Origin of the sequence: Pedobacter sp. ASV28 (assembly GCF_016428855.1) — a bacterium.
In the GTDB taxonomy this organism is placed as follows: domain Bacteria; phylum Bacteroidota; class Bacteroidia; order Sphingobacteriales; family Sphingobacteriaceae; genus Pedobacter.
In genome coordinates, this window is sequence record NZ_JAELTN010000042.1 from 1 (window position 1) to 25,101 (window position 25,101).

The 25,101-nt window shown below is 38.5% G+C and carries 22 protein-coding genes; 9 read left to right on the top strand and 13 right to left on the bottom strand.

The genetic code is table 11. The annotated features are described in order from the left end of the window. Nucleotides 1-85: 85 nt before the first annotated feature. From JHD79_RS15265 to JHD79_RS15280, 4 genes are all read right to left on the bottom strand, one after another. A complete protein-coding gene (locus JHD79_RS15265) occupies nucleotides 86-319 on the bottom strand; it encodes a hypothetical protein (RefSeq protein WP_199120168.1) in 234 nt (77 codons plus the stop codon). A gap of 181 nt (nucleotides 320-500) precedes the next feature. Next, nucleotides 501-803 (bottom strand): 6-carboxytetrahydropterin synthase, encoded by a 303-nt coding sequence (locus tag JHD79_RS15270; protein ID WP_199120169.1) that lies wholly within the window; start codon nucleotides 801-803, stop codon nucleotides 501-503. Between the two features lie 88 nt (nucleotides 804-891). Further along, nucleotides 892-1,695: a ThiF family adenylyltransferase gene (locus tag JHD79_RS15275; protein ID WP_199120170.1), complete on the bottom strand. Its 804-nt coding sequence runs from the start codon at nucleotides 1,693-1,695 to the stop codon at nucleotides 892-894. A 75-nt stretch (nucleotides 1,696-1,770) separates the two neighbouring features. Continuing rightward, nucleotides 1,771-2,427 (bottom strand): TatD family hydrolase, encoded by a 657-nt coding sequence (locus JHD79_RS15280; protein ID WP_199120171.1) that lies wholly within the window; start codon nucleotides 2,425-2,427, stop codon nucleotides 1,771-1,773. A gap of 118 nt (nucleotides 2,428-2,545) precedes the next feature. Here JHD79_RS15280 and JHD79_RS15285 point away from each other — a divergent pair, with 118 nt between their 5' ends. Further along, on the top strand, nucleotides 2,546-3,040 hold the full coding sequence (locus JHD79_RS15285; protein ID WP_199120172.1) for a thioredoxin family protein: 495 nt from the start codon (nucleotides 2,546-2,548) through the stop codon (nucleotides 3,038-3,040). A 127-nt stretch (nucleotides 3,041-3,167) separates the two neighbouring features. Here JHD79_RS15285 and JHD79_RS15290 read toward each other — a convergent pair whose 3' ends face one another. Beyond that, nucleotides 3,168-4,874: a glycoside hydrolase family 3 protein gene (locus tag JHD79_RS15290; protein WP_199120173.1), complete on the bottom strand. Its 1,707-nt coding sequence runs from the start codon at nucleotides 4,872-4,874 to the stop codon at nucleotides 3,168-3,170. Nucleotides 4,875-5,222: 348 nt separating this feature from the next. Here JHD79_RS15290 and JHD79_RS15295 point away from each other — a divergent pair, with 348 nt between their 5' ends. From JHD79_RS15295 to JHD79_RS15310, 4 genes are all read left to right on the top strand, one after another. After that, a complete protein-coding gene (locus JHD79_RS15295) occupies nucleotides 5,223-5,846 on the top strand; it encodes a porin family protein (protein WP_199120174.1) in 624 nt (207 codons plus the stop codon). A 272-nt stretch (nucleotides 5,847-6,118) separates the two neighbouring features. Continuing rightward, nucleotides 6,119-6,292 (top strand): hypothetical protein, encoded by a 174-nt coding sequence (locus JHD79_RS15300; RefSeq protein WP_199120175.1) that lies wholly within the window; start codon nucleotides 6,119-6,121, stop codon nucleotides 6,290-6,292. A 155-nt stretch (nucleotides 6,293-6,447) separates the two neighbouring features. Continuing rightward, the gene (locus JHD79_RS15305; RefSeq protein WP_199120176.1) at nucleotides 6,448-7,620 is read left to right on the top strand and encodes a PQQ-dependent sugar dehydrogenase; all 1,173 of its coding nucleotides are present in this window, start codon (nucleotides 6,448-6,450) and stop codon (nucleotides 7,618-7,620) included. 5 nt (nucleotides 7,621-7,625) lie between these two features. Then, on the top strand, nucleotides 7,626-8,027 hold the full coding sequence (locus JHD79_RS15310; protein ID WP_199120177.1) for a cytochrome c: 402 nt from the start codon (nucleotides 7,626-7,628) through the stop codon (nucleotides 8,025-8,027). A 165-nt stretch (nucleotides 8,028-8,192) separates the two neighbouring features. On the opposite strand, the gene JHD79_RS15315 is transcribed toward JHD79_RS15310, so the two are convergent. Further along, on the bottom strand, nucleotides 8,193-8,606 hold the full coding sequence (locus JHD79_RS15315; protein ID WP_199120178.1) for a GreA/GreB family elongation factor: 414 nt from the start codon (nucleotides 8,604-8,606) through the stop codon (nucleotides 8,193-8,195). Nucleotides 8,607-9,163: 557 nt separating this feature from the next. Between JHD79_RS15315 and JHD79_RS15320 the strand changes: the two genes are divergently transcribed. Further along, on the top strand, nucleotides 9,164-9,370 hold the full coding sequence (locus JHD79_RS15320) for a hypothetical protein (RefSeq protein WP_233164732.1): 207 nt from the start codon (nucleotides 9,164-9,166) through the stop codon (nucleotides 9,368-9,370). A gap of 64 nt (nucleotides 9,371-9,434) precedes the next feature. After that, the gene (locus tag JHD79_RS15325) at nucleotides 9,435-10,148 is read left to right on the top strand and encodes a hypothetical protein (RefSeq protein ID WP_199120180.1); all 714 of its coding nucleotides are present in this window, start codon (nucleotides 9,435-9,437) and stop codon (nucleotides 10,146-10,148) included. Nucleotides 10,149-10,333: 185 nt separating this feature from the next. Here the strand turns inward: JHD79_RS15325 and JHD79_RS15330 are convergent, their stop codons facing one another. Next, nucleotides 10,334-12,667, bottom strand: coding sequence for a S9 family peptidase (locus tag JHD79_RS15330; protein ID WP_199120181.1), 2,334 nt, complete (start codon nucleotides 12,665-12,667; stop codon nucleotides 10,334-10,336). A gap of 250 nt (nucleotides 12,668-12,917) precedes the next feature. On the opposite strand from JHD79_RS15330, the gene JHD79_RS15335 reads away from it, so the two are divergent. After that, complete coding sequence (locus JHD79_RS15335; protein ID WP_199120182.1) at nucleotides 12,918-13,784, top strand: urea transporter; 867 nt, start codon at nucleotides 12,918-12,920, stop codon at nucleotides 13,782-13,784. 61 nt (nucleotides 13,785-13,845) lie between these two features. Here JHD79_RS15335 and JHD79_RS15340 read toward each other — a convergent pair whose 3' ends face one another. Next, nucleotides 13,846-15,582, bottom strand: coding sequence for a thiamine pyrophosphate-dependent enzyme (locus JHD79_RS15340; protein ID WP_199120183.1), 1,737 nt, complete (start codon nucleotides 15,580-15,582; stop codon nucleotides 13,846-13,848). A 182-nt stretch (nucleotides 15,583-15,764) separates the two neighbouring features. On the opposite strand from JHD79_RS15340, the gene JHD79_RS15345 reads away from it, so the two are divergent. After that, nucleotides 15,765-17,162, top strand: a complete 1,398-nt coding sequence (locus JHD79_RS15345; protein WP_199120184.1) for a hypothetical protein — start codon at nucleotides 15,765-15,767, stop codon at nucleotides 17,160-17,162. 110 nt (nucleotides 17,163-17,272) lie between these two features. Here JHD79_RS15345 and JHD79_RS15350 read toward each other — a convergent pair whose 3' ends face one another. From JHD79_RS15350 to JHD79_RS15370, 5 genes are all read right to left on the bottom strand, one after another. Beyond that, nucleotides 17,273-20,386 (bottom strand): efflux RND transporter permease subunit, encoded by a 3,114-nt coding sequence (locus JHD79_RS15350; RefSeq protein ID WP_199120185.1) that lies wholly within the window; start codon nucleotides 20,384-20,386, stop codon nucleotides 17,273-17,275. An 8-nt stretch (nucleotides 20,387-20,394) separates the two neighbouring features. Continuing rightward, on the bottom strand, nucleotides 20,395-21,486 hold the full coding sequence (locus tag JHD79_RS15355; RefSeq protein ID WP_199120186.1) for an efflux RND transporter periplasmic adaptor subunit: 1,092 nt from the start codon (nucleotides 21,484-21,486) through the stop codon (nucleotides 20,395-20,397). Nucleotides 21,487-21,500: 14 nt separating this feature from the next. After that, nucleotides 21,501-22,799: a TolC family protein gene (locus JHD79_RS15360; protein WP_199120187.1), complete on the bottom strand. Its 1,299-nt coding sequence runs from the start codon at nucleotides 22,797-22,799 to the stop codon at nucleotides 21,501-21,503. Between the two features lie 105 nt (nucleotides 22,800-22,904). Then, the gene (locus tag JHD79_RS23180; protein ID WP_199120188.1) at nucleotides 22,905-24,269 is read right to left on the bottom strand and encodes a HAMP domain-containing sensor histidine kinase; all 1,365 of its coding nucleotides are present in this window, start codon (nucleotides 24,267-24,269) and stop codon (nucleotides 22,905-22,907) included. Beyond that, nucleotides 24,269-24,949: a response regulator transcription factor gene (locus JHD79_RS15370; RefSeq protein WP_199120189.1), complete on the bottom strand. Its 681-nt coding sequence runs from the start codon at nucleotides 24,947-24,949 to the stop codon at nucleotides 24,269-24,271. Before JHD79_RS15370 ends, JHD79_RS23180 begins: the two co-directional genes overlap by 1 nt. Nucleotides 24,950-25,101 lie beyond the last annotated feature (152 nt).

A 25,101-nucleotide genomic window follows, 5' to 3' on the forward strand; every position in this document is an offset into this window, starting at 1 on the left:
TTATATCGCAGGTCAATTTCAAAGTTAAGATTGCTTAAACAAAATTTAGTCAATATATCTTTCATAATTCTATAAGTTTATCAAATTAAAAATGATGCAGTGGAAAAACGTCTTTTATCTCTCCGCTTTCTTTTCTCAAAATAGCAATATGGTCTTGTATTTCCAATGTACAGCTTGAGAAAATTCTGTCGTCAACATTTTTATCAAAAGAAACTTCTCCATGTAGTTCTTGTTCATTAGATTTAGTCGGTAGACTATAAATTTTTGTGAACTCATAAAAAGGCAAATCATCCTTGTGTTCCAACGCATTTATATTCATCAATTCAGCTCGTTTCTTTTCAATGAAATCGGTCAGGTTGTATAGCCGTTGTACGTTATAATCGATAAGGTGTCTAAAGTCTCCATATCCAAAACCATAGTGTCGTTTTCTTCAACATGATGATTAATCTCGGCAAGCTCCCCACCCATTGCCAAATTTAAAATTATTACCTGCAATTGGCCTATGAAACAAAATGCACTTTTTCGGTAATGGCATAACAACTGGCCCGCAAGGATGCAGGTATAGATTCATTCAATACCAAAGCATGATCATACTTTTCGATGATTTTTTCGAGCACTGTTTTCTTAAGCTGTCCAAAGTCAATCAACATTCCACATTTTACATGTTGAGGGTCCTGGTTGGCATAGCCCGCTACGGTAACCTGTAAGCGATAAGTGTGCCCATGGATATTTTTACAAGGTCCATCATAATTCAGTAGTGCATGAGCCATGTCGAATGTGAATTCCTTTGTAACCCGTATCATCTCATTTTGCATGCCACCAAATTAGCACGGTTAGGACAAGCGAAAAATGAGCTCCATCAGAAATAAAATTTATTTAGCACAAAAATAGTTAGGATTTCTTTTCAACTTTCTGCTTCGCCTTTGCAATGGATTTTTTACTGATTCTTTCTGGACGTTTCTCGATATCGACCTTATGGCCAAGCAAATCTCTGATGACTACCGAAGCACAAACACCACCGAAAGCTGCGGGCAAATAAGAAATGGTACCATAAGCAGACCGTTTAAAATTACTGCCATCGGTCATAATTAGCGATTCCTTCATGACTTCTTCAATAGAAAAAACAGCTTTAATGGTACTTGCATTAGCTAATTTCTTTAAGCGTTTTCGTACATATTGTGCGAAAACACATTGATAGGTGTCAGGAAGGTAAGTAATGCGCAGTTTGGTCGGATCAAGTTTTCCCCCGGCACCCATAGAACTTACAATGGGCAAATTGAATTGCAGTGCAGTAGACAACAGCGTTACTTTGGGCGTAACGCTATCTATACAATCCATCACATAATCAAATTTAGCAGCCAAAATTTCCCTACATTTTTGAGGGGTTAAAAAATCTTGTACCACGTGCAGCTTGAGTTCGGGATTGATTGCCAACAAACGTTCTTTCATGATCTCGGCTTTGCTAACCCCATGATTTGTGGCCAAGGCCGGCAATTGTCTGTTTCTATTGCTGGGATCTACCACATCACCATCTACAATGGTCATTTCACCAACACCACTACGACAAATAAATTCTGCTGCAAAAGAACCCACACCTCCCAAACCAATTACCAAGACATGCTTTTGTTGCAACAATTCAATTCCATCGTTGCCCACTAATAATGCAGAACGCGATAACCAAGCTAAATCAGACATCTTATAAAGTTAAAAGTCAAAAATAAAAAGTTAAAAGTGGCCTGCCAGATGTCAAAACAACCAAAAACAAGACAGCTAAAAAACTAATTGCTTCCAATTGGCAAAAATAACATCTTTTAATTCATCGACACTTATTTTCTTTATTTCGGCTACTCGTTCGTAAATCTCAACAATGTCAACATTCGAATCATCTGTTTCTAGGAAGAAGGGCCGATTAATTTCTTTTAGTACTCTTGCCATTTCATCGGACTTTAAAACTGCCGCACCAAAGGATAGACAGAAACCTTGCGCCATCAGTTGTTGTGCCATTTCATGCTTTTTATTAAAACCATGCAAAATCATTGGCACCTTGGCCCCTAGGCGTTTTTTTAAAGCAATCAACTCGTCAAAAGCCTTTACACAATGTAAAATTAGAGGTTTTTGCAGTTGTTCTGCAAGTAGAACCTGTGCTTCTAACATTTGTACCTGATGACCGATAGGCTCGCCCCTTAGCTTGTCCAAACCACATTCGCCAATCATTTTCACATTCGCCTGACGGGCCAGCACATTGAGGTATTTCATATTTTTAGCCAATTCATCTAATTTACCATACCAGGGGTGTATACCTATGGAAATTGGTTTTGTTTTGGGCATGGCCAAGAATAAACCCTCTGTTAAAGAAAGACTTTGAATGGCCTCAACCTCGTCATTCCTAGAGGCCTTATGTGTATGAATATCTAAAAACAAGCTCATTTTCAAACCCAAAGTTAAGGAAATCTACGCATCAAAAAATTTACCCCACAAAAACAGTAGACTTTATGATTTTATGTATGTTTGTCTACTTATTATTTTATTTAAATACATAAAACCGATGAAAAGGATATTATTTATGTTTATAGCCCTGAGTTTTGGCTTATCCAGTTTTGCCCAAAACGAATCTCAAGGGGTAAAAATCTATAATCCTACAGCCAATGCACAAGCAGATATTGATGCTGCTGTAGCCAAGGCAAAAAAAGAAAACAAACATGTTTTTATACAGGTTGGTGGCAATTGGTGTATATGGTGTATTCGTTTTCACGATCTGGTAAACAATACACCTGAGCTTAAAAACTACTTAAACACCAATTTTGAAACCGTCTTGGTTAACTATAGCCCTGAAAACAAGAATGAAGCCGTACTTAAAAAGCTGAAGAACCCAGGACGTTTTGGCTTTCCAGTATTTCTCATCTTAGATGGCAATGGAGAAGTTATCCATATTCAAAATTCCGCCTATTTGGAAGAAGGAAAGGGACATAGTGTAAAATTAATTACAGATTTTTTGAAGAACTGGACCTATAAAGCTGTAAACCCAACCGCAACAAAGTAAAAGACATAAAACATCCATCATTTCGATGAATAGGAGAGAAATCAATCTGTATCTTAACAATAAGATTTATTCCCTACCTACCTGCGCCAAACAGACATTCGAAATGACGGATGCTTTTTATAAGCGACTACAAACCATCGCTATATTTAAAGAAACTATTTACCGTAATGGGTAATTTACCTGTTGGCACCAGTTTTTTGGTAAACACTGCCGCAGCAGCTTTCTGCATAAAATCTTCTTTTTGATAAGCCACCACAATTGATCTGGCCATTTCTATCCCAGGCAAATTGGCCAGGTTATATGGATTTGCAAAAAAAGCAATCATAGCATTTCTGGCAGACAGGGTAGTCACCATATCTTTTACCTCTTTACCCAAAGGAATATTGTTATTCGGACGATTACGTGTGTCAACAATCGCCATTACAATCTGGTCATCGCCATTAATTTGTTTGATAATTTCAGCTATTGCACTTGCCGAAGCATTTTTATCTACGTTAAAGGTGATAGAATTTTTATAAAAGCCTGATATTTCTGTTTGGAACAAGGTAGGCTGTGCGGTACCCACATTGATAATTACGGTTCTTTTTTTAGGGGTCAAACTTGCTATGCCCTCTCTGCTTTTCAAAAGTGTCATACTGGCATCGGCCAACTGCTGAACCAAAGCGATGCTTTCTGGCCGATTTACGTCCTCTACTACATTGTTTTCCTCTATTACCGGCCTCACATTCAATCCCGCCCAATATTTTGCGGTCAATACCTTCTTCACACTTTCGTCTATACGTGCCATCGTAATGCGCTGGTCTTTAATAGCCTGTCTAACACTTTTAACCGCCACTTTTGTATTTTCAGATAGTTCAAGAATATCATTACCTGCAATAAGGCCCATTACATCAGCTTCCCCATCTTTAAAATACTTTGTTACTCCCTTCATATCCATGGCATCGGAAATAATCAGCCCTTTAAAACCCAGTTCATTTTTTAGTAGGCCGGTGATAATAGGTTGTGATAGGGTTGATGGCAAGTTAGGGGTAGCATCAAGGGAAGGAATATTCATATGGGCCACCATTACCCCTGCTGCACCCTGTTTAATCAGCTCTTTAAAAGGATAAAGCTCTAAAGTATCCAAACGTTCTTTACCAAACTTAAGTTGTGGTAGGTCATAGTGAGAATCAACATCGGTATCGCCATGGCCTGGGAAATGCTTAATACTGACCAACAACCCGCCTTCTTGCATTCCTTTCAGATAGGCGGCACTTTTCTCGGCAACGTTATATTTATTCTCTCCGAAAGACCTAAAATTGATAACAGGGTTTCTGGCATTGTTGTTTACGTCAACATCAGGCGCCAAGTTCATCTGCATGCCCAAACGTTTGAAATCTTTGGCTACTTCCAACCCCATCTTGTAGAGCAGTTCCTTATTCTGCACAGCGCCCAAAGCCATTTGGTAGGGATACGAAATGGTACTGTCCAAGCGCATGCCCAAGCCCCATTCACCATCTGAAGCGATGATTAAAGGCACTTTAGCCTTTTTTTGATATTTATTGGTTAAGACGACCTGCCTAACCGGTCCACCCTGAAAAAAAACCACTCCCCCAAGCTTTTCTTTCCTAATGACTTTTCCTACCGAGTCCTGATAAGCTTTACTTAGGTTGGTATGTGCCCTTACAAAAAATAGTTGCGCTATTTTTTGTTTAGTACTTAATTTATTAAATACCGAATCTACCCAATGAGGCTGCTGCTTTAATAGTTCGAGATAGGTTGGCTGCTGAGCCTTGGCTGTACCTATTACAGCACAGGATAAAATACCCAGCGCATAGAAAAATTTCTTGTTCATTTATGTGTTAAAATTTTGGTTTCCTAAGTAAAATCAAATTGCCTTTTCAGAAAATCTTTTAAAGATGCTGAAACAAACCGATTGTTACCAATAATTGAAGAGAGAAAATTAAAAAAGAAAACCTGTTAGCACTAAATTTAACCGTTCTGATTTTCAATTGTATTGAATTTAATACACTAGTAAAGCATTAGAAATTTGGATTAGGAACCGTTAAAAATTAGTTCTGAAGCATATCATTTCCCTGTTTTTCAGTCTTCAAACATCTTTTTGCCTCACTAGTTTTAAAAGGAGAAATAGATTTTGGCACATTTATTTGATGTAGGTAAACAAATCAAATTTTAGATAGTCATGAAAAAGATAGTTTTCCTAGCACTTGGTTTGTTCATTACAAGCCTTACAGTAAACGCGCAATCAACAGATCAACCAATTAGATTTGGTATTAAAGGGGGAGCCAGCTTCTCTAACATTATAAAAGATGATGGTAACAACGATTTTAAAACCGATTATCTAGTAGGTTTCAATGCAGGTGTTACATTAGACATCAAACTTTTACCTAATCTGGCATTTACCCCAGAAGTTTTATATGCCACAAAAGGTTATAAGCTAAAATCAACTTTTGGAGAGTTTACACAAACCACCCATTTCATCGACGTACCTATTTTGGCGAGCATTAAATTGGCAGAAGGTCTTAACTTAGTTGCCGGACCACAAGTTTCATTCTTATTATCTACAAACAATAAATTTGAAACCGGATTTGGAACTGCACAGCAACAAATTGTAGAAGATGAATCGAACCGCTTTAAAAAGAGCTTGTTAGGTGGTGTAATTGGAGCAAGATTTGATTTGAGCAATCAATTAGGCATCTATGGTCGTTATAGCTTAGATTTCCAAAAGAATAATGAAAATGGTTCCACCACTACTCCTGAATTCAAAAATCAAGGCTTTCAGGTTGGTATAGGCTTAAAATTCTAACCGAACCATTATTTAGGTAAAAAAGTTGCCCCAAAAATCTTACAGTCATTTCCTTAAAAACAAGATAGAAATGGCAGAAAAAGAGATTTTTGGGGCCTTCTTTTGTTCAATTTTCTACAAAAAGATCTTGCATTAGTACTAAGTTTTTATTGCCAGAGAAAAGTCTTACCTGATTTTCTTAAAGTCGGTTTTTTCATTTTTATAAAACAAAATCAAATTGACCAAGTTATTTTCATGGCGCTCTTTTAATCTTAAACTTAAAACTTTAGACCATGAAAGATGCAAATCTCCCCAAAAACAATGGCCACGTACAAGGTAGCAGCATTGCCGATAGAGCCAATTACAATGTAAAACTGGACAAGAAAAAAGTTGGCATTACCAATGCTGGCGGACAACGTTCGGACCAAACCTCTAACAAGGACAACGAAAGAAAAAGAGGTCAATAGTCAAATCTGATCATTCAAAAAAATCGTGTCATTCTGAGGTGCAGAAGACTCTGTTTGTCCCGCAGCATTTAGAATGACACGATTTTTTGTAAAGGAGTGTTTACAACACTTCGTCTTCATCTGAATTTAATATCTTTAAGAAAAATTGTCCCTTTATGAAACATCATTTCTTACTTAATTGGAAACCGTTAAGACTATTTTTAACCTTAGCCATTGCCGTTGCTTCGGGATTACTAATGAGCCACTGCAATATCAGCACAAGTCCAACAGATAGCACAGAAAAAGAACTAAAATCCGAAACCATTGTAACTGGGCTAAATATGCCATGGGCAATGGCCTTTTTGCCCGATGGACGAGTTTTGGTTACCGAAAGAGGGGGGAAACTCCGCTTGGTAAAAGGTGGTCAATTAGATCCCCAGGAAATCACCGGGATTCCTAAAGTTTATTATCGTGGGCAGGGGGGATTACTAGATGTGGTACTTCATCCCAACTACAAAGAAAATGGCTGGATCTACATGAGTTATTCATCTCCTAAAAAAGATGGTGAAACGGGTGATGATAACGGGGCAAATACCGCGCTCATGCGTGCAAAGTTAGAAGGACATACACTGACCAATATAGAACATTTATATAAGGCAAGCCCTAATGTAAAAGCTGGAGTTCACTTTGGAGGTAGAATTTTATTTGACAAAAAAGGGTATGTATTTCTATCATTGGGTGAACGCGGTCAAAAGGAAAACGCACAAAACCTGGGCAAGGCTCAAGGCAAAATAGTTCGTCTACATGAAGATGGAAGAATTCCAACGGATAATCCCTTTGTTAAGACCAAGGATGCCCTGCCCGAGATATGGAGCTATGGCCATAGAAACCCACAGGGGCTCGTCATGCACCCTACTACAGGCGTTATTTGGGAACATGAACATGGACCACAAGGGGGCGACGAACTTAATGTTATAGAAAAAGGCAAGAACTATGGTTGGCCGCTGATTACCTATGGCATTGACTATGATAATTCCATCATTTCCGATAAAACAGAAGCGCCAGGCATGGAGCAACCTGTTATACATTGGACGCCCTCCATTGCTCCATGCGGAATGACCTTTGTAGACAGCCCTAAATTCAAGGATTGGAATGGGGACCTACTGGTGGGATCCTTAAAATTTATGAACCTCGAGCATTTAACCGTAAAGGGAAATAAGGTGGTTAAAAAGGAAGTTATCTTTGACAAGATAGGACGAGTAAGAGATATTAAACAAGGGCCAGATGGAAATATTTACGTAGTTGTAGAAAGCACTGGCTCTATTGTGAAAATTAGCCCAAAAGCATAGTAACGATGAAAATAATTACCGCTGTAGGTTGTGGACTAATATATCTGCTGACTTTTTTGGCTAATCCGCAAGATGACTTAGCAAAAAGTATGACCAGAGGCAAAGCTATTTATATGGAAAGCTGTATTACGTGTCACCTAGGTAATGGTGAAGGTGTAAAAGGAACCTTTCCGCCGCTTGCAAAAGCCGATTTCTTACTGAAATATCCAGAAAAATCTATACATGCCATTAAATTTGGCATAAAAGGACCTATAAAGGTAAATGGCATTACCTATAACAACGCCATGCCCCCTGCTGGCTTAGAGAATGATGAGATTGCCGACGTAATGAACTATATCCAAAATTCATTTGGCAATAAAAACCCAAAATTGGTTAGCCCAAAAATGGTAGAGGCGATTAAAGAATAATAATCATATTGGTTCTAAAATTACAAGGGCCCCAAAAGTTTGAATGTGCCACCATATCCAATTCTATTGAGCATCTTAATTCCAATATAAGTATGGCATTAAGATAAGATCGATTTAGGCGAACAGACTTTTGGGGCCCTTGTAATTAAGAGAATATCTATCTTTTTAAGATACCAAATCGCCTATTTTCGATACCGTTAAGATTTCATAAGACTTTACACCTTCTGGCATTTCCCAATCTAACCTTGCCCCTTCTTTATAACCCAACATGGCAATACCTATTGGAGACAATATAGAGATGGTATTGTTTTTACGTTTTGCCCTTTGAGGCGATACCAGGTGATAGGTAAACTGTTTACCGCTTTCAATTTCCTTAACCTTAACGCTTTTATTAATATCGACAACAGTATCAGGAATATCTTTTCTCAATACCTGCTTCGCATATTTTAATTCGATTTCCAGTTTCATTTCATTGTGCCTGCTCAGCTTCTTCTTGTTCACATAGATTTTTAATAAGTCAAAAATACCCCTAGAAAGGATAATAGGATTTTGATTTGTTTTTATTTGTTGTTCGTTCATGTCTGCTGTTTTTAAGTTTTACATTATTTATTATAGAGCGTTATAAAACACATGCCCCAGCCTTATATGCCGAGGCCAGTACATCAAAATCAGTGGAACAAACAATATGGTATACGAAAAAACACATAGAAGGCTGAATAGGTGTGCAGCTAAAAACTTTATATTTTTATTTAAAACGGAGATTAAAAGCAATTAACATCAAATAGCTTGGCTATATCAGTCAATTAAATTTTGGAAAAATAAAAACATGGAAAAATCCCCAGACCTATACAGAAAAGGTTGGGGCAGGATAACTAAAATCCTTAAAGGCCGAAAATAGATACAACTTTGCCATCATCTATGAGAGTAGGAATAAGCATTTTAATGATTGGCTATTCCTACTTTACAAAGATAGCATTAAAAATGGCTATAAAAGCTTTTATCTCATCAATCGATATTGCCCTTAAAAAAGCAGGTTGCTGGCTAATCTCTACTCCCAAAAATCCATATTCGTAAAATGCTTATTATCTTTACCTAGAAAATATTAGATCATGCCCGAGTTACTTTTACTTTGTTTTATGTTAATTCCTCAATTAGTGGCAGGAATATATGCTAAAACTATAGGTAAGAGTTTTTGGTTTTGGTTCTTTATATCCTTTCTTATCCCTATTATCTCATTGATTATCCTATTAATATTAGATAGCAAAAAAGAGGAAACCAAACCCAAAAAAGGTTATCAACTGGCCGATCATGTTAAAAAAAACAAGGAGAATCAAAAAGAATAACTATTTTTATAAACACCTATAGATCAACACCATTACCATATCTTAAAATTAGCAAAACCAAGCAATGGGCAAAAAACTACTGTTCTTGTTTCTAATGGGATTCTTATCCTGCAAAAAATCTAAGATCAATATAAGTGATTCATCTTTAAAGCTCACTTTTTCCCAGCAGACCATAGCAATAGATAAAGTAGATTCTGTAGTAGTGACGCTTGCGCAACAAGGAAAAACAGATCTTGTAACCGAACGTCTGAACAAATTGGGCAATACTTATTTCTTAGAATATACAGCTACTAAAAATGTCGATAACATTATAAGTATAAGCATTTTTAGCACAGAAGATTCGCAAAGCAGAAGAAAGTATGTCTTAACAAAAGAGAATTTTAACGGCAATGAAATAGTGGCTGCCCCCATTATCGTTAAGCACGACAAATGGATCCCTTATATCTTATTACTGGACAAGGTAAGAGGTGTAGAACTTATGGTATCCGAAAGGCAGGAACATCCTTTGGTAGAGCTAAGCATTTCCAAAACAAAAGATTGGGACTATATCTATCTTAATAGACTTAGCCTGACAATGCTTAATGAAGTAGTAGATACAGAGACTTGGGAAACTTCTGGAAATTTCAAGGGAAAAATAAGCAACACCCACACCTTTTCAAGCTATAGTGAACGTATCAAAAATAAACTATGGCATAAAAGCGATGTGCTATTTATCTTGATGAATACTTTAACTGGCGAAGAATGTTTATTTTATTACATCTATAATCAACGTTACTGAACCGGGAGATTAAAAAGGAAGCTATACAAAAAGAAAGGGAGCAAAAACCTTCATTTGTCATTCAGCACACCTACCTACGGTAGACTGGCAACGAAGAAATCCATATATGGTAATCGTAACCATAGGTGCCTTCTCGTATCGGCATAACAAAACATACTAATTAAGGTCTTTTTGCTCCTTCTTATTTAGTTATTTTCCCTTGATAGTTGATTAGCTCCCCTCAAATTATATTCTTTTGGAGGTTCTGCACCCAATAAATATCTTACAAAATAATCCCACCTCCTGCGCATCATATAAGGATTATAAGGGCCAAAGCCATGCGAACTGTGAGGGAACAACACCAGATCGTAATCTTTATTGGCCCTATTCAAAGCATCGATCACCAGATAGGTATTGTAGGGAGGTACATTATTGTCCATCATACCATGCGCCAGCATTAGCTTACCTTTTAAATTTTTAGCATGGTTTTGATTGGCTTGTGCTTCATAATCTGAATTTTCCAGTAAACCGTTATAACGTTCACCCCAATCATCCTCGTAATTCCTATTTTCATGATTCCCTGCTTGCGAAACACCCACTTTAAAGAAATCAGGATAGCGGAACAATGCCGCAGCAGTGGCAAAACCGCCACCCGAATGTCCCCAAATGCCCACCTTATTGGTATCGATAGGATAAGTTTTTGAAAGTTGTCTAATCGCTGTGATCTGATCTGGCAAGGTGTTGTCTCCCATATTGCCATAATTCATATCATGAAAGCTTTTTGAACGATAAGGATTGCTTGTCCCTTCTATCATGACTACAATAAAGCCCAGTTCGGCCAAGGCCTGATGATCGCCCCTAGCTGCAGAGAATGACCAACTGCCTACGCTCCCACCCTGTGGCCCTGGATAGATATAGTCTACCACCGGATACTTTTTGTTAGGGTCTATTTTCGCAGGTGTAAATACCAATCCATAAAGGTCTGTTTTTCCATCGCGGGCCTTCACATTGACCACATCTGGCGCTTTCCAACCTGTGGCCACCAATCTCGAAATATCCGCTCTTCCCAATTCGGTGATCATTTTTCCTTTTATATCCCTTAGCAAGGTGACGCCCGGTACATTCGGCTGTGAATAAGTATCTACTATATAGTTAAAATCTGGAGAGAAGGATACTTGATGATTGCCCTCTTCCGGCGTTAACAAGGTCATGCCTTTACCGTCAAAACCTATCTTATAAAAATAGGCGAAATAGGGATTACCTTTCTCTTTACCATATCCGGTAAAATAAAGCATTCTGTTCTTTTCATCTACTTTTATCAGTTTGCCCACCAACCAGTTGCCTTTGGTAATCTGATTTTTCAGCTTACCCGTTTTGGCATCGTATAGATACATATGTCCCCAATCATCACGTTCCGAATACCATAAAATTTCGTTACTTTTAGGCAGATAACGCCAATTAATGGCATTTACCCCAGATTCGAAGTAGGTTTTTACCGTTTCTACAAATACCTCTCTTACCAATCCTGTATTGGCATCTGCAATTTGTAGCTTTGAAATTTTATGGTCTCTGGAGGTAGACAAGAAAGCAAACTCACTTCCATCCGCATTCCAATCTACATCTGCCAATTGGCCATTTTCTACAATATCGTCACTTAATGAGCTTCTGTGATCGTCCAATGGGATTTGTAGATCGACGACTTTAGCCTGCTCTACATCAACCACTACCCTGCGTAATTTAGCAACCTCTTTATCCCCTGGCAAAGGATATTTCCAAGCTTTTAAAGTTGGTGATCCTACATTGGTCGTGACCAGATACATATCTTTTAAATGTCGCTGGTCCTGCTGAAAGGTCGCAATCTTCTTCGAATCCGGAGACCAACGAACAATGGGCCTATCGCTCATCTTCCAGCCCGCATTATCTGTGGCGTAGCCATAATCTTTTTTACCATCAAAGGTAAGCTGTGTTTCCTTATTGGTCGCAATATCTTTTAGCCATAAATTCCAATCTTTGATGAAAACTGCTTTTTTACCATCTGGAGATAGCACTTCAAAACCTCTCGACATTCCACCTCTACCTATAGACGATGGCTTTTCTGCACTATGGGATTTCCCCTTACTCAGCTCATTGGTCTGCGAATGATAAGTCCATGGCTGGTCTTCAACCGAAAACTTGAACGTTTTTCCATCGGTTTCATAAGAAAGGTTCTGAAAAGGGAGCTTGCCAGCTTCATAAACCTTACCCGTGGCCTTACCGAGGACCACCGCAAGCCGCTCATGATCGAAAAGTGGCGCTTTAGTTTTCTTTACAGGATCTACCAATAAAAACTCATTGCCCTTATAAGTACTATTCAGGTACCAGAATTTTTCTCCAGCTATCCAATTAGGACGAACAAGCCCTCCATCCACATAGGGCTCTATATTATAATTCAAGAATTTCTCCGCTCTTGCGTAATCTTCTTTGGTTAGGGGCTGATGCTGTTGGGCGTTCACCGTGAAAACTGTTATAAGTACATTAATGGTCAGTAGATATCTCTTCATATGAATGAATTAACTTTTGACCTTAAAATTAATAGTGTTTTTCATATAATTGACTTAAAGTATTAAGAATAATACAGTAAGACAAGCCATTTCTTGATGGCTTGTTAAGCCTTATTTAGATTTTTCTATCCAAATCAAAAAGTTTTTGTACCCCTATCCCTCTCAGATAGCTTAATTTAAATATTTGAAGGCTCATAATTAGTGAAAAAATTCTTACATTATCTGATCATTTAACATTAACGCAGAACAAATGACCAAGCAAAATCTAAGTTTTTTAGATACCATAAAACCTTTCTTTAAAGGCATTGGGCAAATTATGCTGCAGAATAATGCCTGGACAGGCTTGCTTTTTATGGTTGGAATATGCTGTGGTTCCTACGTAATGGGGATTGCAGCCATATTTGCTGTTATTACCGGAACCACTACGGCCATGCTCCTAAAGTATCCCAATGATGAAATAAGTGATGGATTGTATGGCTTTAGTGCTGCGCTAGTGGGAGTCGCTTTAATTTGTTTCTTTCAACCAACTGTAGCCACCTGGGCTGCCATTCTTATCGGCTCGGTCCTCGCAACCGTAATACAACGTTTATTCATTGCAAAAAAGATCCCCGCCTTTACTTTTCCATTTATTTTGGTCACCTGGTTGTTTTTATGCCTTTTTCACTATTTTCCATCGCTCGTAAAACCTCAGCTCGCTTCTAACGATACCAATAATTATCTCACCTTATTTGCCCATGGTTTTGGACAAGTAATTTTTCAGGTTAACATTTGGGCCGGGATCCTTTTTATGATAGGTATTTTTATTAGTCGTCCAATTGCTGCAATCTATGCTATTGTGGGTATTGCATTAAGCAGTATGATCGCCTATCAGCTAAAAGAGCCTGTAAATGATATTTATCTTGGCCTATTAAGCTATAATGCGGTACTATGCGCCATTACTTTTGCGGGAAAAAAAAGAGAAGATCTTATAAGAGGGCTGATTGCGGTCATATTGTCCGTTCTGATCATGATCAAAATGAGGGACTTGAACCTGCCTGCCTTAACTTTTCCGTTTGTATTGGCCACCTGGCTCGTTCTAATCATAAAAATTATTCCGTTAAAAGCGAGCAACAAATAAACGCCCCTATCGAGGTAACACTTGGTTCTATTGGCGCTTTACCATGCGTTAAAAAGCAACGTCAAATTACATCCCAAAGATGTTTATAGTTAGATTTAATGGTATTCATCACCTCATCCATTCGGCCACCCAATATTAATTTACCCATTGTTATGGCATAACCTTTTGCCTGTTCCCACTCTATCTTAGGTGGCATCGCTAAGGCATTGGGATTGGTAAATATATTTACAAGTACTGGTCCGTCTTCCTTCACTGCTTGCCCTATGGCTTCCTTAACGTCTTGTTGATGATGAACATTAATGCCCTTAAAGCCCATGGCTTGCGCAACAAGGGCAAAGTCAGGATTCACCATGTCTGTTTCATTATCAGGCAGGCCACTTACCTCCATTTCCAGTTTTACCATTCCCAAGGCGCGATTATTAAATACAATTAGCTTTATTGGCAAATTATATTGCTTAATGGTAGCCAGATCCCCAAGCAACATAGACAGACCGCCATCACCACACAGTGCAATCACCTGTCTGCCTGGATAACATAAAGCTGCCCCAATCGCCATAGGCATTGCATTGGCCATTGAACCATGATTAAATGACCCGAGAAATTTTCGCTGTCCTGTTGCCTGTATATATCTGGCGCCCCATACACAGCTCATTCCTGTATCTAAAGTAAAAATAGCGTCTTTTGCAGCTATTTCATTAATTATCGACGCCACATATTCTGGCTGTATAAAATCTTCTTCACCAATATTGTCCACATAAGTTTGCAGGTGCTGCTTTACTTTATCATACAAGTTCAGCTGTGCTTTTAGAAAACTGTCATCTTCCTTTTGGTCAATCAGTGGCAATAATACTTCAACGGTATCTTTAATCTTCCCACACAAACCCAACTCTAGCTTTGCCCGCCTGCCTAGTTTATCAGGTTTTTCATCAATTTGTACAATCTTGTTTTTAACTGGCATGAAAGGGGTATAAGGAAAATCTGTGCCAAGCAACAGCACAATGTCCGCCTCATGCATACTATGATATGCAGATGGCAACCCCAATAGACCGGTCATTCCTACCTCATATGGATTGTCATATTGCATCCCCATTTTACCTCGAAAAGAATAACCTATGGGCGCTTGCAGTGCAGCGGCAAGTTTTAAGACCTCATCGTGTGCTTCACGTGCACCGTATCCACAAAATATGGTGACCTTAGGGTGTTTATTAAGTAGCTCTGCCAGGTTTTGCAATTCATGACCAGCAGGCCTTAAAACTGTTTCACAGCGAAAATTCTGCCGAGAGACATTACTTTCTTCAGCTGGCATGGCCGATACGTCGCCCGGTAGGCCAAATACAGCCACTCCCTTATGATGAATGGCATGTTGGATAGCTGCCTGGAACATACGAGGAGCCTGCTCTGGCGTACTTGCTACTTGGTTATAGCAGCTACAATCATCAAACAATTTTATGGTATTAGTACCCTGAAAATAATCTTGGCCAAATTCGGAGGTGTTTATAGTTGAGGCAATAGCAATGACCGGAACACCTGTACGGTGCGCATCATAAAGGCCATTGATTAAATGGACATGTCCGGGCCCACAACTTCCCGCACAACAGGCAAGCCCTTCCAGCTCTGCCTCTGCCGCCGCTGCATATGCACCTACCTCTTCATGTCTTACATGTATCCATTTTATTTTACCATTTCTCCTTACCGCATCGTTCAGGTGATTTAAGCTATCTCCAGTAACGGCATAAATCCTTTTTACCCCGTTCTCTACTAGCATTTCTACCAATTGATCTGCTACTTGTTTGCTCATGGCCTATAATTTTAGTGTTAAAAATGAAGTCCGATATAGACAATTTAATAAAATTTGTCCATAATATCATTAACCACAACCAACTATATTCTGAATAAGTTGTCAAAAATGCTCGCTCTATATAAACGCGAAACATTATTTATACTTAAGTGTTACATCTAATCGATCATACGATAAAAACTATGAAAACACCAATCAATTCACTTATAGACCTGATGATTGCCTTGGAAAGCCATACCCCTCAAGATTTAGAAATACAAACTTCCATACTTTGTCCATATTCCATTGTATTGCCCAAAGGTTTTGGTTTAAGCGGGATTAACCAAGAAAGTTGCATCATCAGTTTTAATAACGGTGATGGCATTGGTCTTACAGCCCATAATAAAGTGGCCAATCTTACCATTCAAGCCAATCCCAATAACAGGGCTATATACACATTAAGCAACCATCCCGATTTAGGTACCTTAACCCTAAAAAACCTGACTGTTTCAGGGCAGGTTCAAATACTGACCCGAGCGGGCACGAATAAAGCAAACCTAATTGCCGATAACATTGACATTGTAGCCTGCGATGCCCGCAGGTACTCAGAACAGCCACAGAAATACGGCGTGAATGTTTATCAAGGCGCTTTTACCGTTTATAATTTCAACAGTGATCCAGAAAGTGTGATCAATGCTACATTAACAAATATCAGCCTAGGTCGAAAAGGCGCTCCCGTAATAGGCACAGGCTTATTTATTTGCGGATTTGGAGACAATGGTGGTTGGGTAATTGCAGATACGATAACAACTGGCGATATTTACTCAAATGGAATGATCCCTTTCGGTCAGCCAGATATAATTACTGCCGGTGTTTTTATGGTAAATGGTACCAAAGTAAAAAACTTACGCCATCATGGTTCAGTAACTACCTATGGCGTAAATGATATGGTATTGGATACTTGGGGACATGTAGAAAAATGGATAGCTGAAAAACACATTACCTCATACGGACCAAGTGGTATCGGTTTCGTAAACTTTGGTACGGTTGATGAATTTGAAGCCCAAGAAAAAATCGAAACCTTTGGCTCGGGTGCACGGGGTTTTAACCAGTATGACGGCACTGTTAAAAAAGCAACTTTTCACTCTATTATTACCCATGGTAATGGTTCTATAGGCATGCAGTTTAGTAAGCCTGTTGGCAGTATCGAAGTAAAAAACGGCATTATTACCTATGGAGCCGTAGGCCAATCGCTTGTTAAAGGGGTAATTATGACTCTTCCCGCAGATGCCCTTAGTGTTAAACCTGGTGGAGAAATTGGGCAACTAAACATTTCGGGAGGGATTACAACTTATGGAGACAATGTACATTCTTATCATGTAGAAGGTGGAATTGTACGTAAATTGAATGTTGATGGAGATATCGTTGCTAATGGTGATCATTCCATTGCTATCGCAGTTACCGATAACGGCGAAACACCTCTAACCAATATCTCGGCGATATCGAAAAAAGGAATAGCTGTTCAGCTCGTTAAAGGAAAGGTGAATGACCGCCTTGGTCTCTCCGCCAAGGGAGCTCAGGGAGATATTGTAGAAGGTTGATGGATTTCTCCAGTTCCATAACCAATCAACCTTTGACAATTTGGGAAAAGAATACCAAAAAGGTAAATGAAATTAATAATCATTTACCTTTTGATCAGCACTAAGTTTAATTAAATATCCTTAACCATCAACTGCTTATCCTTCTTTCGATAGGCAAGATAAAATAATTGTGGAAGCACTAACAAACTCAAAATCATACATATCAACAGCCCTCCAACGATCATAATGGCCAAAGGTTTTTGAATTTCTGCACCTATACCCGATGATAATGCAGCGGGCAACAAGCCCAAGGATCCCATTACCGCAATCATAAAAACAGGCCTAATTCGCTCCTTTACGCCACTTGAAATAGCCTCTTTTAACTCTTTGCCACTTTCAAGGTATTGTTTCATTACCGTAATGAGGATAATACCATCTATGGTACCTACGCCAAATAAGATAATAAATCCAATTCCGGCTGATATACCAAATACAGTCTGTGTAACCAAAAGAGAAATAAAACCTCCTATAAACGCAAATGGAACCGTGACCAGCGAAAGTACCGTGTCCTTTAAATTGCCAAAATTGAGGTATAATAAGAAGCCGATGAGCAATAATGACAAGGGTACAATAAATGTCAATCTGGACATGGCCCTTTGTTGACTTTCAAATTCACCGGCCCACTCTAAACGATACGAGGCTGGAAGTTTCACTAGTTTTGCCACTTTTTTTTGGGCGTCTGCAATAGTTCCTCCCAAATCCCGGCCCCTGATTGAAAAACCAACGGCAATATATCGGCTACTGCCTTGCCTATAAATAAAAGCAGGGCCAGTATGAAAATCAATGGCGGCTATCTCTGAAAGGGGTATTTTTGCATCTCCCGCAGCCGGAACCAGAATATTACGAATTTCCTGATCTGATTTTCTATACCGATCTTCATAACGTACCCTAATATCAAACATACGGTCATCCTCATAAAATTTGGAGGCTGCTTTTCCACCAATGGCCATCTCTACTACTGCTTGCGCATCGGCTATGGTTACCCCATATCTTGCCATTTTGGTTTCACTGAGGCTAATCCTTAATTCTGGAAGACCGATATTTCGAAACACATTGACATCTTCTACACCTTTTATGCCTTTTATCACCTGTGCTATACTGTCGGCAGCTTCTTCAAGCTTTACCAGATCATCGCCATATACCTTGGCCACCAAAGAACTTTTTACACCCGCTACGTATTCTTCAACATTGTCCATTATAGGCTGGCTAAAGCCAAAAACTATGCCCGGATAAACATTTAAGGTATTTTGCATCTGTTTCAAAAGTTCATCTTTACTTATATTCGTTTGCCAATCTTCCTGATCTTTCAACTGCACATGAAATTCGATATTGAAGAACCCAGTTGGGTCGGTGCCATCATTTGGCCTACCCGTTTGGGTCAGCACAAAGCTTACGGGTTCAAACCTTCTCAATTTTGCCTTCATTTCATTGGCCAAACGGACTGATTCATTCAAATTGACACTATTGGGCAATGTGGCCCTAATGTAGATCGAACCTTCGTTAATTTTTGGAATAAACTCGGCCCCTATTTTACTAAAACCTATGCAACTTGCCAACAAAATTAACAAGAACAGTCCTATTGTAATCTTTTTACGATGACTGGCAAGCTGACATAATTTGTAAATACCATTCACAAACCATTCTGTTAGCGGATTATGACGGTCTACCACATTTTTTCTAAGCAATAATTTACACATGACAGGGACATAGGTCAAACTAAGCACCAAGGACCCCAATAGGGCATAGCCTAATGTAAATGCCAAAGGAGAAAACATTTTGCCTTCCACTTTCTGAAAAGTAAAAATGGGCAATAAGGCAACGATTAAGATAACTTGGGCAAACAATATCGATTTACCTACTGTTTTTGCCCTACTACCTATAAAATCATCTTTTTGCATGCTATTGAAAGCGGGCATCCCCATTTCTTTAGCTTTCTTATCCAAGCCAACGAAAACAAACTCGACAATGACCAAGGTACCTTCCAATAAAAGCCCAAAATCTACCGCACCAATAGAAATCAAATTGGCAGATAGGCCCTGCAAACGGAGCATGATCAGCGCAAAAAGAAAAGCAAGGGGAATTACGGTAGCTACGATCAAGGTAGTACGCCAATTAAACAGAAAAACGAATACAACAATAGATACCAATAATATACCTTCAATTAGATTATGGGTAACCGTATTAATGGTCTTGTCAACTAATGTGGTACGGTCTAGAAAAGGCACGATCTTCACATCTTTAGGCAAAATTCTATCGTTTAGGTCATTAATGCGTTCTCTTAAACGACCAATAACCTCATTTGGATTTTCACCTCGCAACATGATCACTATTCCCTGTACCAAGTTCTGATCATCGTTAAGGCCAACTTGGCCAAGCCTTGGTTTTCCTGTTATATTTACAGTAGCCACATTTTTGATTAGTACGGGTGTGCTTTTCACGTTTTTAATCAAAATGTTTTCTATGTCAGATACTTTATCCAATAAGCCAATTCCTCTAACGACATAGGCTTGGCTACCTTGTACAATGGCATCACCACCAACATTAATATTGCTTTTACTAACGGCCTCGAAAACATCCAGCGCCGACAGGTTGTAATTGGCAAGCTCAACAGGATTGACCTTGATCTCGTAACTCTTTTCCTCTCCACCAAAACTTACAATATCTGCTACGCCAGGCACAACTAGCAGCTCTCTTTCTATTACCCACTGCTGTAGGGCGGAAAGCTCACGAATTTCTTTATCTTTTGCTTTAATTACATATCTAAAGATCTCTCCCGTGGCTCCAGAGGGAGGTTCAATTTCAGAATCGGCACCTTCCGGAAGATCTACGTTTCGCATTCGATTTGCCGTATACTGTTGTGCATAAAAATCCGTAACTTCTTCTCCAAAATTCACGGTAACTACAGAAAGTCCAAACAGGGAAATGGAACGTATATCCGCCTTGCCCGGTATGGTGTTCATTTCTTTCGTAATGGGTAAGGTAACAAACTTCTCTATTTCTTCAGCACTCCTGCCAGGCCACTGGGTGATGATCCTTGACCTTGTGCTGGTAACATCGGGATAAGCTTCAATTAAGGTATGTTTTACTGCTACAATACCCGATACCATCAGCATAAAGACCATGAAAAGTACAATCACATGGTTCTTTAGCGAATACCTTACTATATTCTCTATTATTTTTGTCATGGCTGCCTTTATCTTTCTTTAATTTGATTATAGATGAGCAATTGATTTTGGCCAATTACAGTAGTTCCTTCGCCTATACTACCAGGTTCTACATAAAAATATTTCTTGTCTTTGGCAATTGGTGTGATGGCTATGCGCAATACAGCACAGTCTGTTTCATATTTCAATAGGTGGTAGCTATTATTATCGAATATCACAGCATGTTTAGGTATAGCTACAGCAAGTTGCTTAGTAGGCTGATAAACATTCACGTTAACCATCATAGAAGGTTTAAGTTCTAGTTTGCTATTATCTATTTCTATAATTGCCTTTAGCACCCTTTCTTCGGAATCGAAGGTGTTAGATAAACGTGTGACCTTACCTTTAAAAACTTTTTCTGGGTAAGCTGTCGATTCGATTTCTACCAATTGCCCAACCTTCACCTTTTCCAACTGCGTAACATATACATTGGCCATTACCCATACCTTTTTTAGATCAGAGATGACGAAAAGATCATCCTGACCAGTATCTATTTGTGTACCTTGGGTAACTTTTTTATCTACAATATATCCATTGGCTGGCGCCTTCACAATGACTAGAGACTTTTCAACGTTGGCCCCTTGTAATTTAAGTGTTTCTTCTAAGCGAATGACTTCTGCCTGTGCGGCCGCAAGCTCATTTTTAGCCTCTAAAAGTTCTCTTTCGGCAGCTACCCCATCATTATATAAATTTTGCGTTGCGCTAACTTTACGTTTCAAAAGTATAATTTCCGTCCTAGCCTTTAATAGCTCAGCTTTCTGGCCGCTTACTTCTGCAGTCCTTACGGTTAACAAAGGTTGACCCTTGTGCACATAGTCTCCCAATTTAAAATTAACGGCTTCTATTACACCACTTATCAACGACTGGTAACTATATAAATGGTCTTGATCATAAGCTACACTTCCAGTCAGCTCCAATTCCTGGTTAATAGGTATAGTTTTCAGTGTATCTAACTTGATCAATGGTTTTAGTTCTTTAGAAATAACACATCCCCGATCATCATCGTGCTGGGTTGGTTGCTCATTTTTACAAGCCGATAAAACTGCAATAAGTACAGTGAGGTAAACAGTATATTTTTTCATTTTTGAATGGTGTTTTAGAGTTCGCTACCAACCAGGTAGTTGAGGTCTTCTTTTTTAACATTGATATTTTTAATCGCTTCATAATACTTTTCCTTGCTTTCTCTAAAAGATTCAAAGAAGTCCAAGAATTCGATAAGGCTAATATTATGCTGTGAGAAGTTTTTAGCGATCGACTTTGTTAATGTATTAAGCTTATCTAGGTAATCTTTGTCAATGCTTTCATATAGGGCTATAGCTCGATTTAAATCGGTCCATGTTTTTACGATGGCATTATTCAGCTCGGAAACCTTATGTTTTTCCATCAGCATGCTTTTTTCTACCTCATATTGTGCAATGCGGATATTTCCCTTGTTTCTATTGAAAAATGGCAGGTCCATCGAAAACCCTAGCCCAACAAAATTTAACATTACGCTACCGTTTCTATCGTAATTGGCATTTAGCGTAATATCTGGTATACGGTTCGCCTTTTCAATAGCCAACTGCGCCTGGTTCACTTTTATCTGGGTACGGGCAGACTGTAACAAAGCATTATTTTCAGAAAGTGAAATGAGTTCTCGTAACCTGTAAGATTTCCATCTTTCAATAGATACATCATCTGTGTTATCTATAATGACAATGGCACTTTCAGGATTTATAAACATGAGTGTCTTCAAGGTTTTTTGAGCTTCGGTCAACTGTTCATTAAGCGAGTTTATTTCACCTTGCAAGGAAATCTGCAAGGCCTTTAACCTATATAGTTCTACCTCTGCTATATGGCCTTCTTTAAGTTGCGATTGCTGTGCCTTTAGCAGTTTATTGACCTCTAAAAGCTGGAATTCCCAGTTTTTTTGTACACCCTGAATGTATATTACCTCTGTAGCAGTTTGTCTGAACTCTGCTTTTAGTGCTTGCAACAAGTCTTTAAATGTATGTTGTGCCAGCTCTTTATTCTTGATTTCCAGGTCAATATTTTTCTTTCTTTTTCCTGCGGTATATATCAGCTGCTCCAATTGTAGGGTGAAATTTCTATCTCGCCAAAAATTGCCAAACAATGGGGGTATATCATCGGTTGTTGCATTTTTATATAGCTGTACTTCACCTAAGCTGAAGGTAGGGTTAGGCCAAACCTTTGCCTGTAATATTTTGGCATCGGCCTGATCTATATTTAATTTTTCTGCAAGCAATGGTAAGTTGTGCTGTAAGAATACCTGCTCTGCTTGTTTAATCGTATAGGCTAACGTATCCGTTTTTAACTGTCCCGTAGCTTTTACAGAACAAAATAATAAGCAGGTGACAGCAAGGCTCCAATGGCCAACTGTGCGATTTTTTTTCATGGTGTATCTAATCCTTTTGATGTCGCAAAGCTATCTTCCCAACATGAAAGCGATCTTCAACCCACATTAAAATATAATTAATTGAAAATAGCTAAGGGTAAATGGCTAAAATTGGGCAGGAAAGGAAAGTTTAAAAGTAGTCCCATGCCCTGGTACAGAATCAAGATGAAGATCAACATGGTGCATATCCAAAATCTGCTTTGTTAAATAAAGACCTATGCCATGGCCACCTATATTCATATGGGTGCTGTTCCTGTAAAACAATTTAAAAATATTTACCTGTTCATTAGGGCTCATTCCTATTCCCTTATCGATCACACTTATCACAAGTTTTTGAGAAACAGATTCGGCAGTAACCGTAATTGGAGCTGAATTGGAAAACTTTATGGCATTGTCTATAAGGTTACTGAAGGCCACAAACAACAAATCACGATTGCCCTTCACCAATAACAGCTGCTGCAGATCTTCAACAGATTTAAATACGATGGAGACCATGGTCTCTGGATATTCGATTTTCTTTTTATCCAATATATCCCATAATACTTCATCTACCCTTAGCTGTTTCATTTGTTGGTTTTCGGGAATTTCCAAGCTCGAAAGCATCAATAAACTATCCAATATTGATTTCAGGTGCAAAGCTTCATTTTTCAACGAAGCCAATATCTCTTTATATTTCAGGTTACTTCTATCCTGATGAAGTGCAATTTCTATATCTCCAATCAATACGGTTAAAGGGGTTTTCAATTCGTGCGAAACATGTTTAAGAAAATGTTGCTGTATACCCATGCTACTCTCTATCCGCTCTAAAAAATAATTGAAGGCATTGATCAGTTTTTTCTGTTCATTATTTCTACCGGGAGGCACATCCAATCTCATGCCCAAGTTATTAGGTCTGATGGCATTTACCGATTCGATGAGGCTGGCAAAGGGTCTAAAGGTCCTTTTAGCCAATAAATAAGTCATGAAAAAGTGAATAGACACCCCAAAGGCACAAAATGCCCCAAGCATCCAGCGCAAGGTCATCAGTTGCTGGCGGCCAATGGTATCTATCCCAGAAGCAATAATAATAAAATCACCTTCATTATCTTTATAGAAGAGGCCCAGAAATTGCCTCCCATTCTCTGTAAAGGTCTGCGTTCCATGTTTCGCTATTGCCTGAAGCCTATTCTTGGAGATCACAAAGTCTAAACTATCATTCACATAAACTGTCTTTGTATCAAAATGATAGAGCCGAATGGTTTCATTGGTGATTTTTCTATATCTCTTATCAATTTCCTTATATCTTTTTTCACTGAGCTCATCCTTTTCCAAGTAATAGTCGGCTGCCAAATTTGCTCTTTCATGTAACTTCTTGTTATACAGCTCTATTGTATTATAGCGAAAAAGCAAATAAGTACCAAAAGCCACAAAACCTAAGGTAATTGCAAAAATAAAAATTGATCTTAAGACGAGCTTTTGTTGAAGTTCCACTATTTTTCCTTTAACATATAACCTGTACCCTTTATGGTATGTATTAAGGGTTTGGCAAAACCTTTGTCAAGCTTCTTTCTTAGAAAATTAATGTATACATCAACAGTATTGGTCGTATAATCAAACTGTATGTTCCATACAGATTGGGCAATAGCTATCCTTGAAATCGCCTTTTCCCGATTCTTCATCAGAAATACCAATAGCTTAAACTCAAGTTGTGAGAGTTCTAGACTTTGCTCATCTCTCATGGCACTTTGTTCGTCCATATTTATGGTTACACCACCATATTTTTGAAATTCGACCACTCCCTTGCTAAATTCTATTCTTCTAATTTGGGCCTGTATCCTCGCTAAAAGTTCATCAAACAGGAATGGCTTTGAAAGATAATCATCTGCCCCACATTTCAGTCCCCTTACTTTTTCTTCAGGGCTATCTAGTGCACTTAAAAAAATGATTGGAATAATTATTTTTCTTTTTCTTAATAACTTACAGACCTCAAAGCCCTCCATACCGGGAAGCATGACATCTAAAATAATGAGATCATAATTATTGGCCATCGCCTCTTTTACACCGGTAAACCCTTCGCTTACCACCTTAACCTGAAAAAGATTTTCAATAAGTCCTTTTTCGATAAACGAAGCAACCCTTACATCATCTTCTATTAAAAGTATTTTAATCATGTCTTGTCTTTTTGGTACACATCATTTTCTATAATTATTAAATTGGATAGAACTGGAAAATCAAAATAGCCCCAGTGAAAAACGATTGACCAAAATTAATGCTACAAGATTAAAACCCGATTAAACTGACATTAAGATGCGATAGGTGCGAT

Coding starts and splice junctions, on each gene's coding strand:
- JHD79_RS15265 (WP_199120168.1), bottom strand. CDS start 319: ATGAATATAAATGCGTTGGAACACAAGGATGATTTGCCTTTTTATGAG.
- JHD79_RS15270 (WP_199120169.1), bottom strand. CDS start 803: ATGATACGGGTTACAAAGGAATTCACATTCGACATGGCTCATGCACTA.
- JHD79_RS15275 (WP_199120170.1), bottom strand. CDS start 1,695: ATGTCTGATTTAGCTTGGTTATCGCGTTCTGCATTATTAGTGGGCAAC.
- JHD79_RS15280 (WP_199120171.1), bottom strand. CDS start 2,427: ATGAGCTTGTTTTTAGATATTCATACACATAAGGCCTCTAGGAATGAC.
- JHD79_RS15285 (WP_199120172.1), top strand. CDS start 2,546: ATGAAAAGGATATTATTTATGTTTATAGCCCTGAGTTTTGGCTTATCC.
- JHD79_RS15290 (WP_199120173.1), bottom strand. CDS start 4,874: ATGAACAAGAAATTTTTCTATGCGCTGGGTATTTTATCCTGTGCTGTA.
- JHD79_RS15295 (WP_199120174.1), top strand. CDS start 5,223: ATGAAAAAGATAGTTTTCCTAGCACTTGGTTTGTTCATTACAAGCCTT.
- JHD79_RS15300 (WP_199120175.1), top strand. CDS start 6,119: ATGAAAGATGCAAATCTCCCCAAAAACAATGGCCACGTACAAGGTAGC.
- JHD79_RS15305 (WP_199120176.1), top strand. CDS start 6,448: ATGAAACATCATTTCTTACTTAATTGGAAACCGTTAAGACTATTTTTA.
- JHD79_RS15310 (WP_199120177.1), top strand. CDS start 7,626: ATGAAAATAATTACCGCTGTAGGTTGTGGACTAATATATCTGCTGACT.
- JHD79_RS15315 (WP_199120178.1), bottom strand. CDS start 8,606: ATGAACGAACAACAAATAAAAACAAATCAAAATCCTATTATCCTTTCT.
- JHD79_RS15320 (WP_233164732.1), top strand. CDS start 9,164: ATGTTAATTCCTCAATTAGTGGCAGGAATATATGCTAAAACTATAGGT.
- JHD79_RS15325 (WP_199120180.1), top strand. CDS start 9,435: ATGGGCAAAAAACTACTGTTCTTGTTTCTAATGGGATTCTTATCCTGC.
- JHD79_RS15330 (WP_199120181.1), bottom strand. CDS start 12,667: ATGAAGAGATATCTACTGACCATTAATGTACTTATAACAGTTTTCACG.
- JHD79_RS15335 (WP_199120182.1), top strand. CDS start 12,918: ATGACCAAGCAAAATCTAAGTTTTTTAGATACCATAAAACCTTTCTTT.
- JHD79_RS15340 (WP_199120183.1), bottom strand. CDS start 15,582: ATGAGCAAACAAGTAGCAGATCAATTGGTAGAAATGCTAGTAGAGAAC.
- JHD79_RS15345 (WP_199120184.1), top strand. CDS start 15,765: ATGAAAACACCAATCAATTCACTTATAGACCTGATGATTGCCTTGGAA.
- JHD79_RS15350 (WP_199120185.1), bottom strand. CDS start 20,386: ATGACAAAAATAATAGAGAATATAGTAAGGTATTCGCTAAAGAACCAT.
- JHD79_RS15355 (WP_199120186.1), bottom strand. CDS start 21,486: ATGAAAAAATATACTGTTTACCTCACTGTACTTATTGCAGTTTTATCG.
- JHD79_RS15360 (WP_199120187.1), bottom strand. CDS start 22,799: ATGAAAAAAAATCGCACAGTTGGCCATTGGAGCCTTGCTGTCACCTGC.
- JHD79_RS15370 (WP_199120189.1), bottom strand. CDS start 24,949: ATGATTAAAATACTTTTAATAGAAGATGATGTAAGGGTTGCTTCGTTT.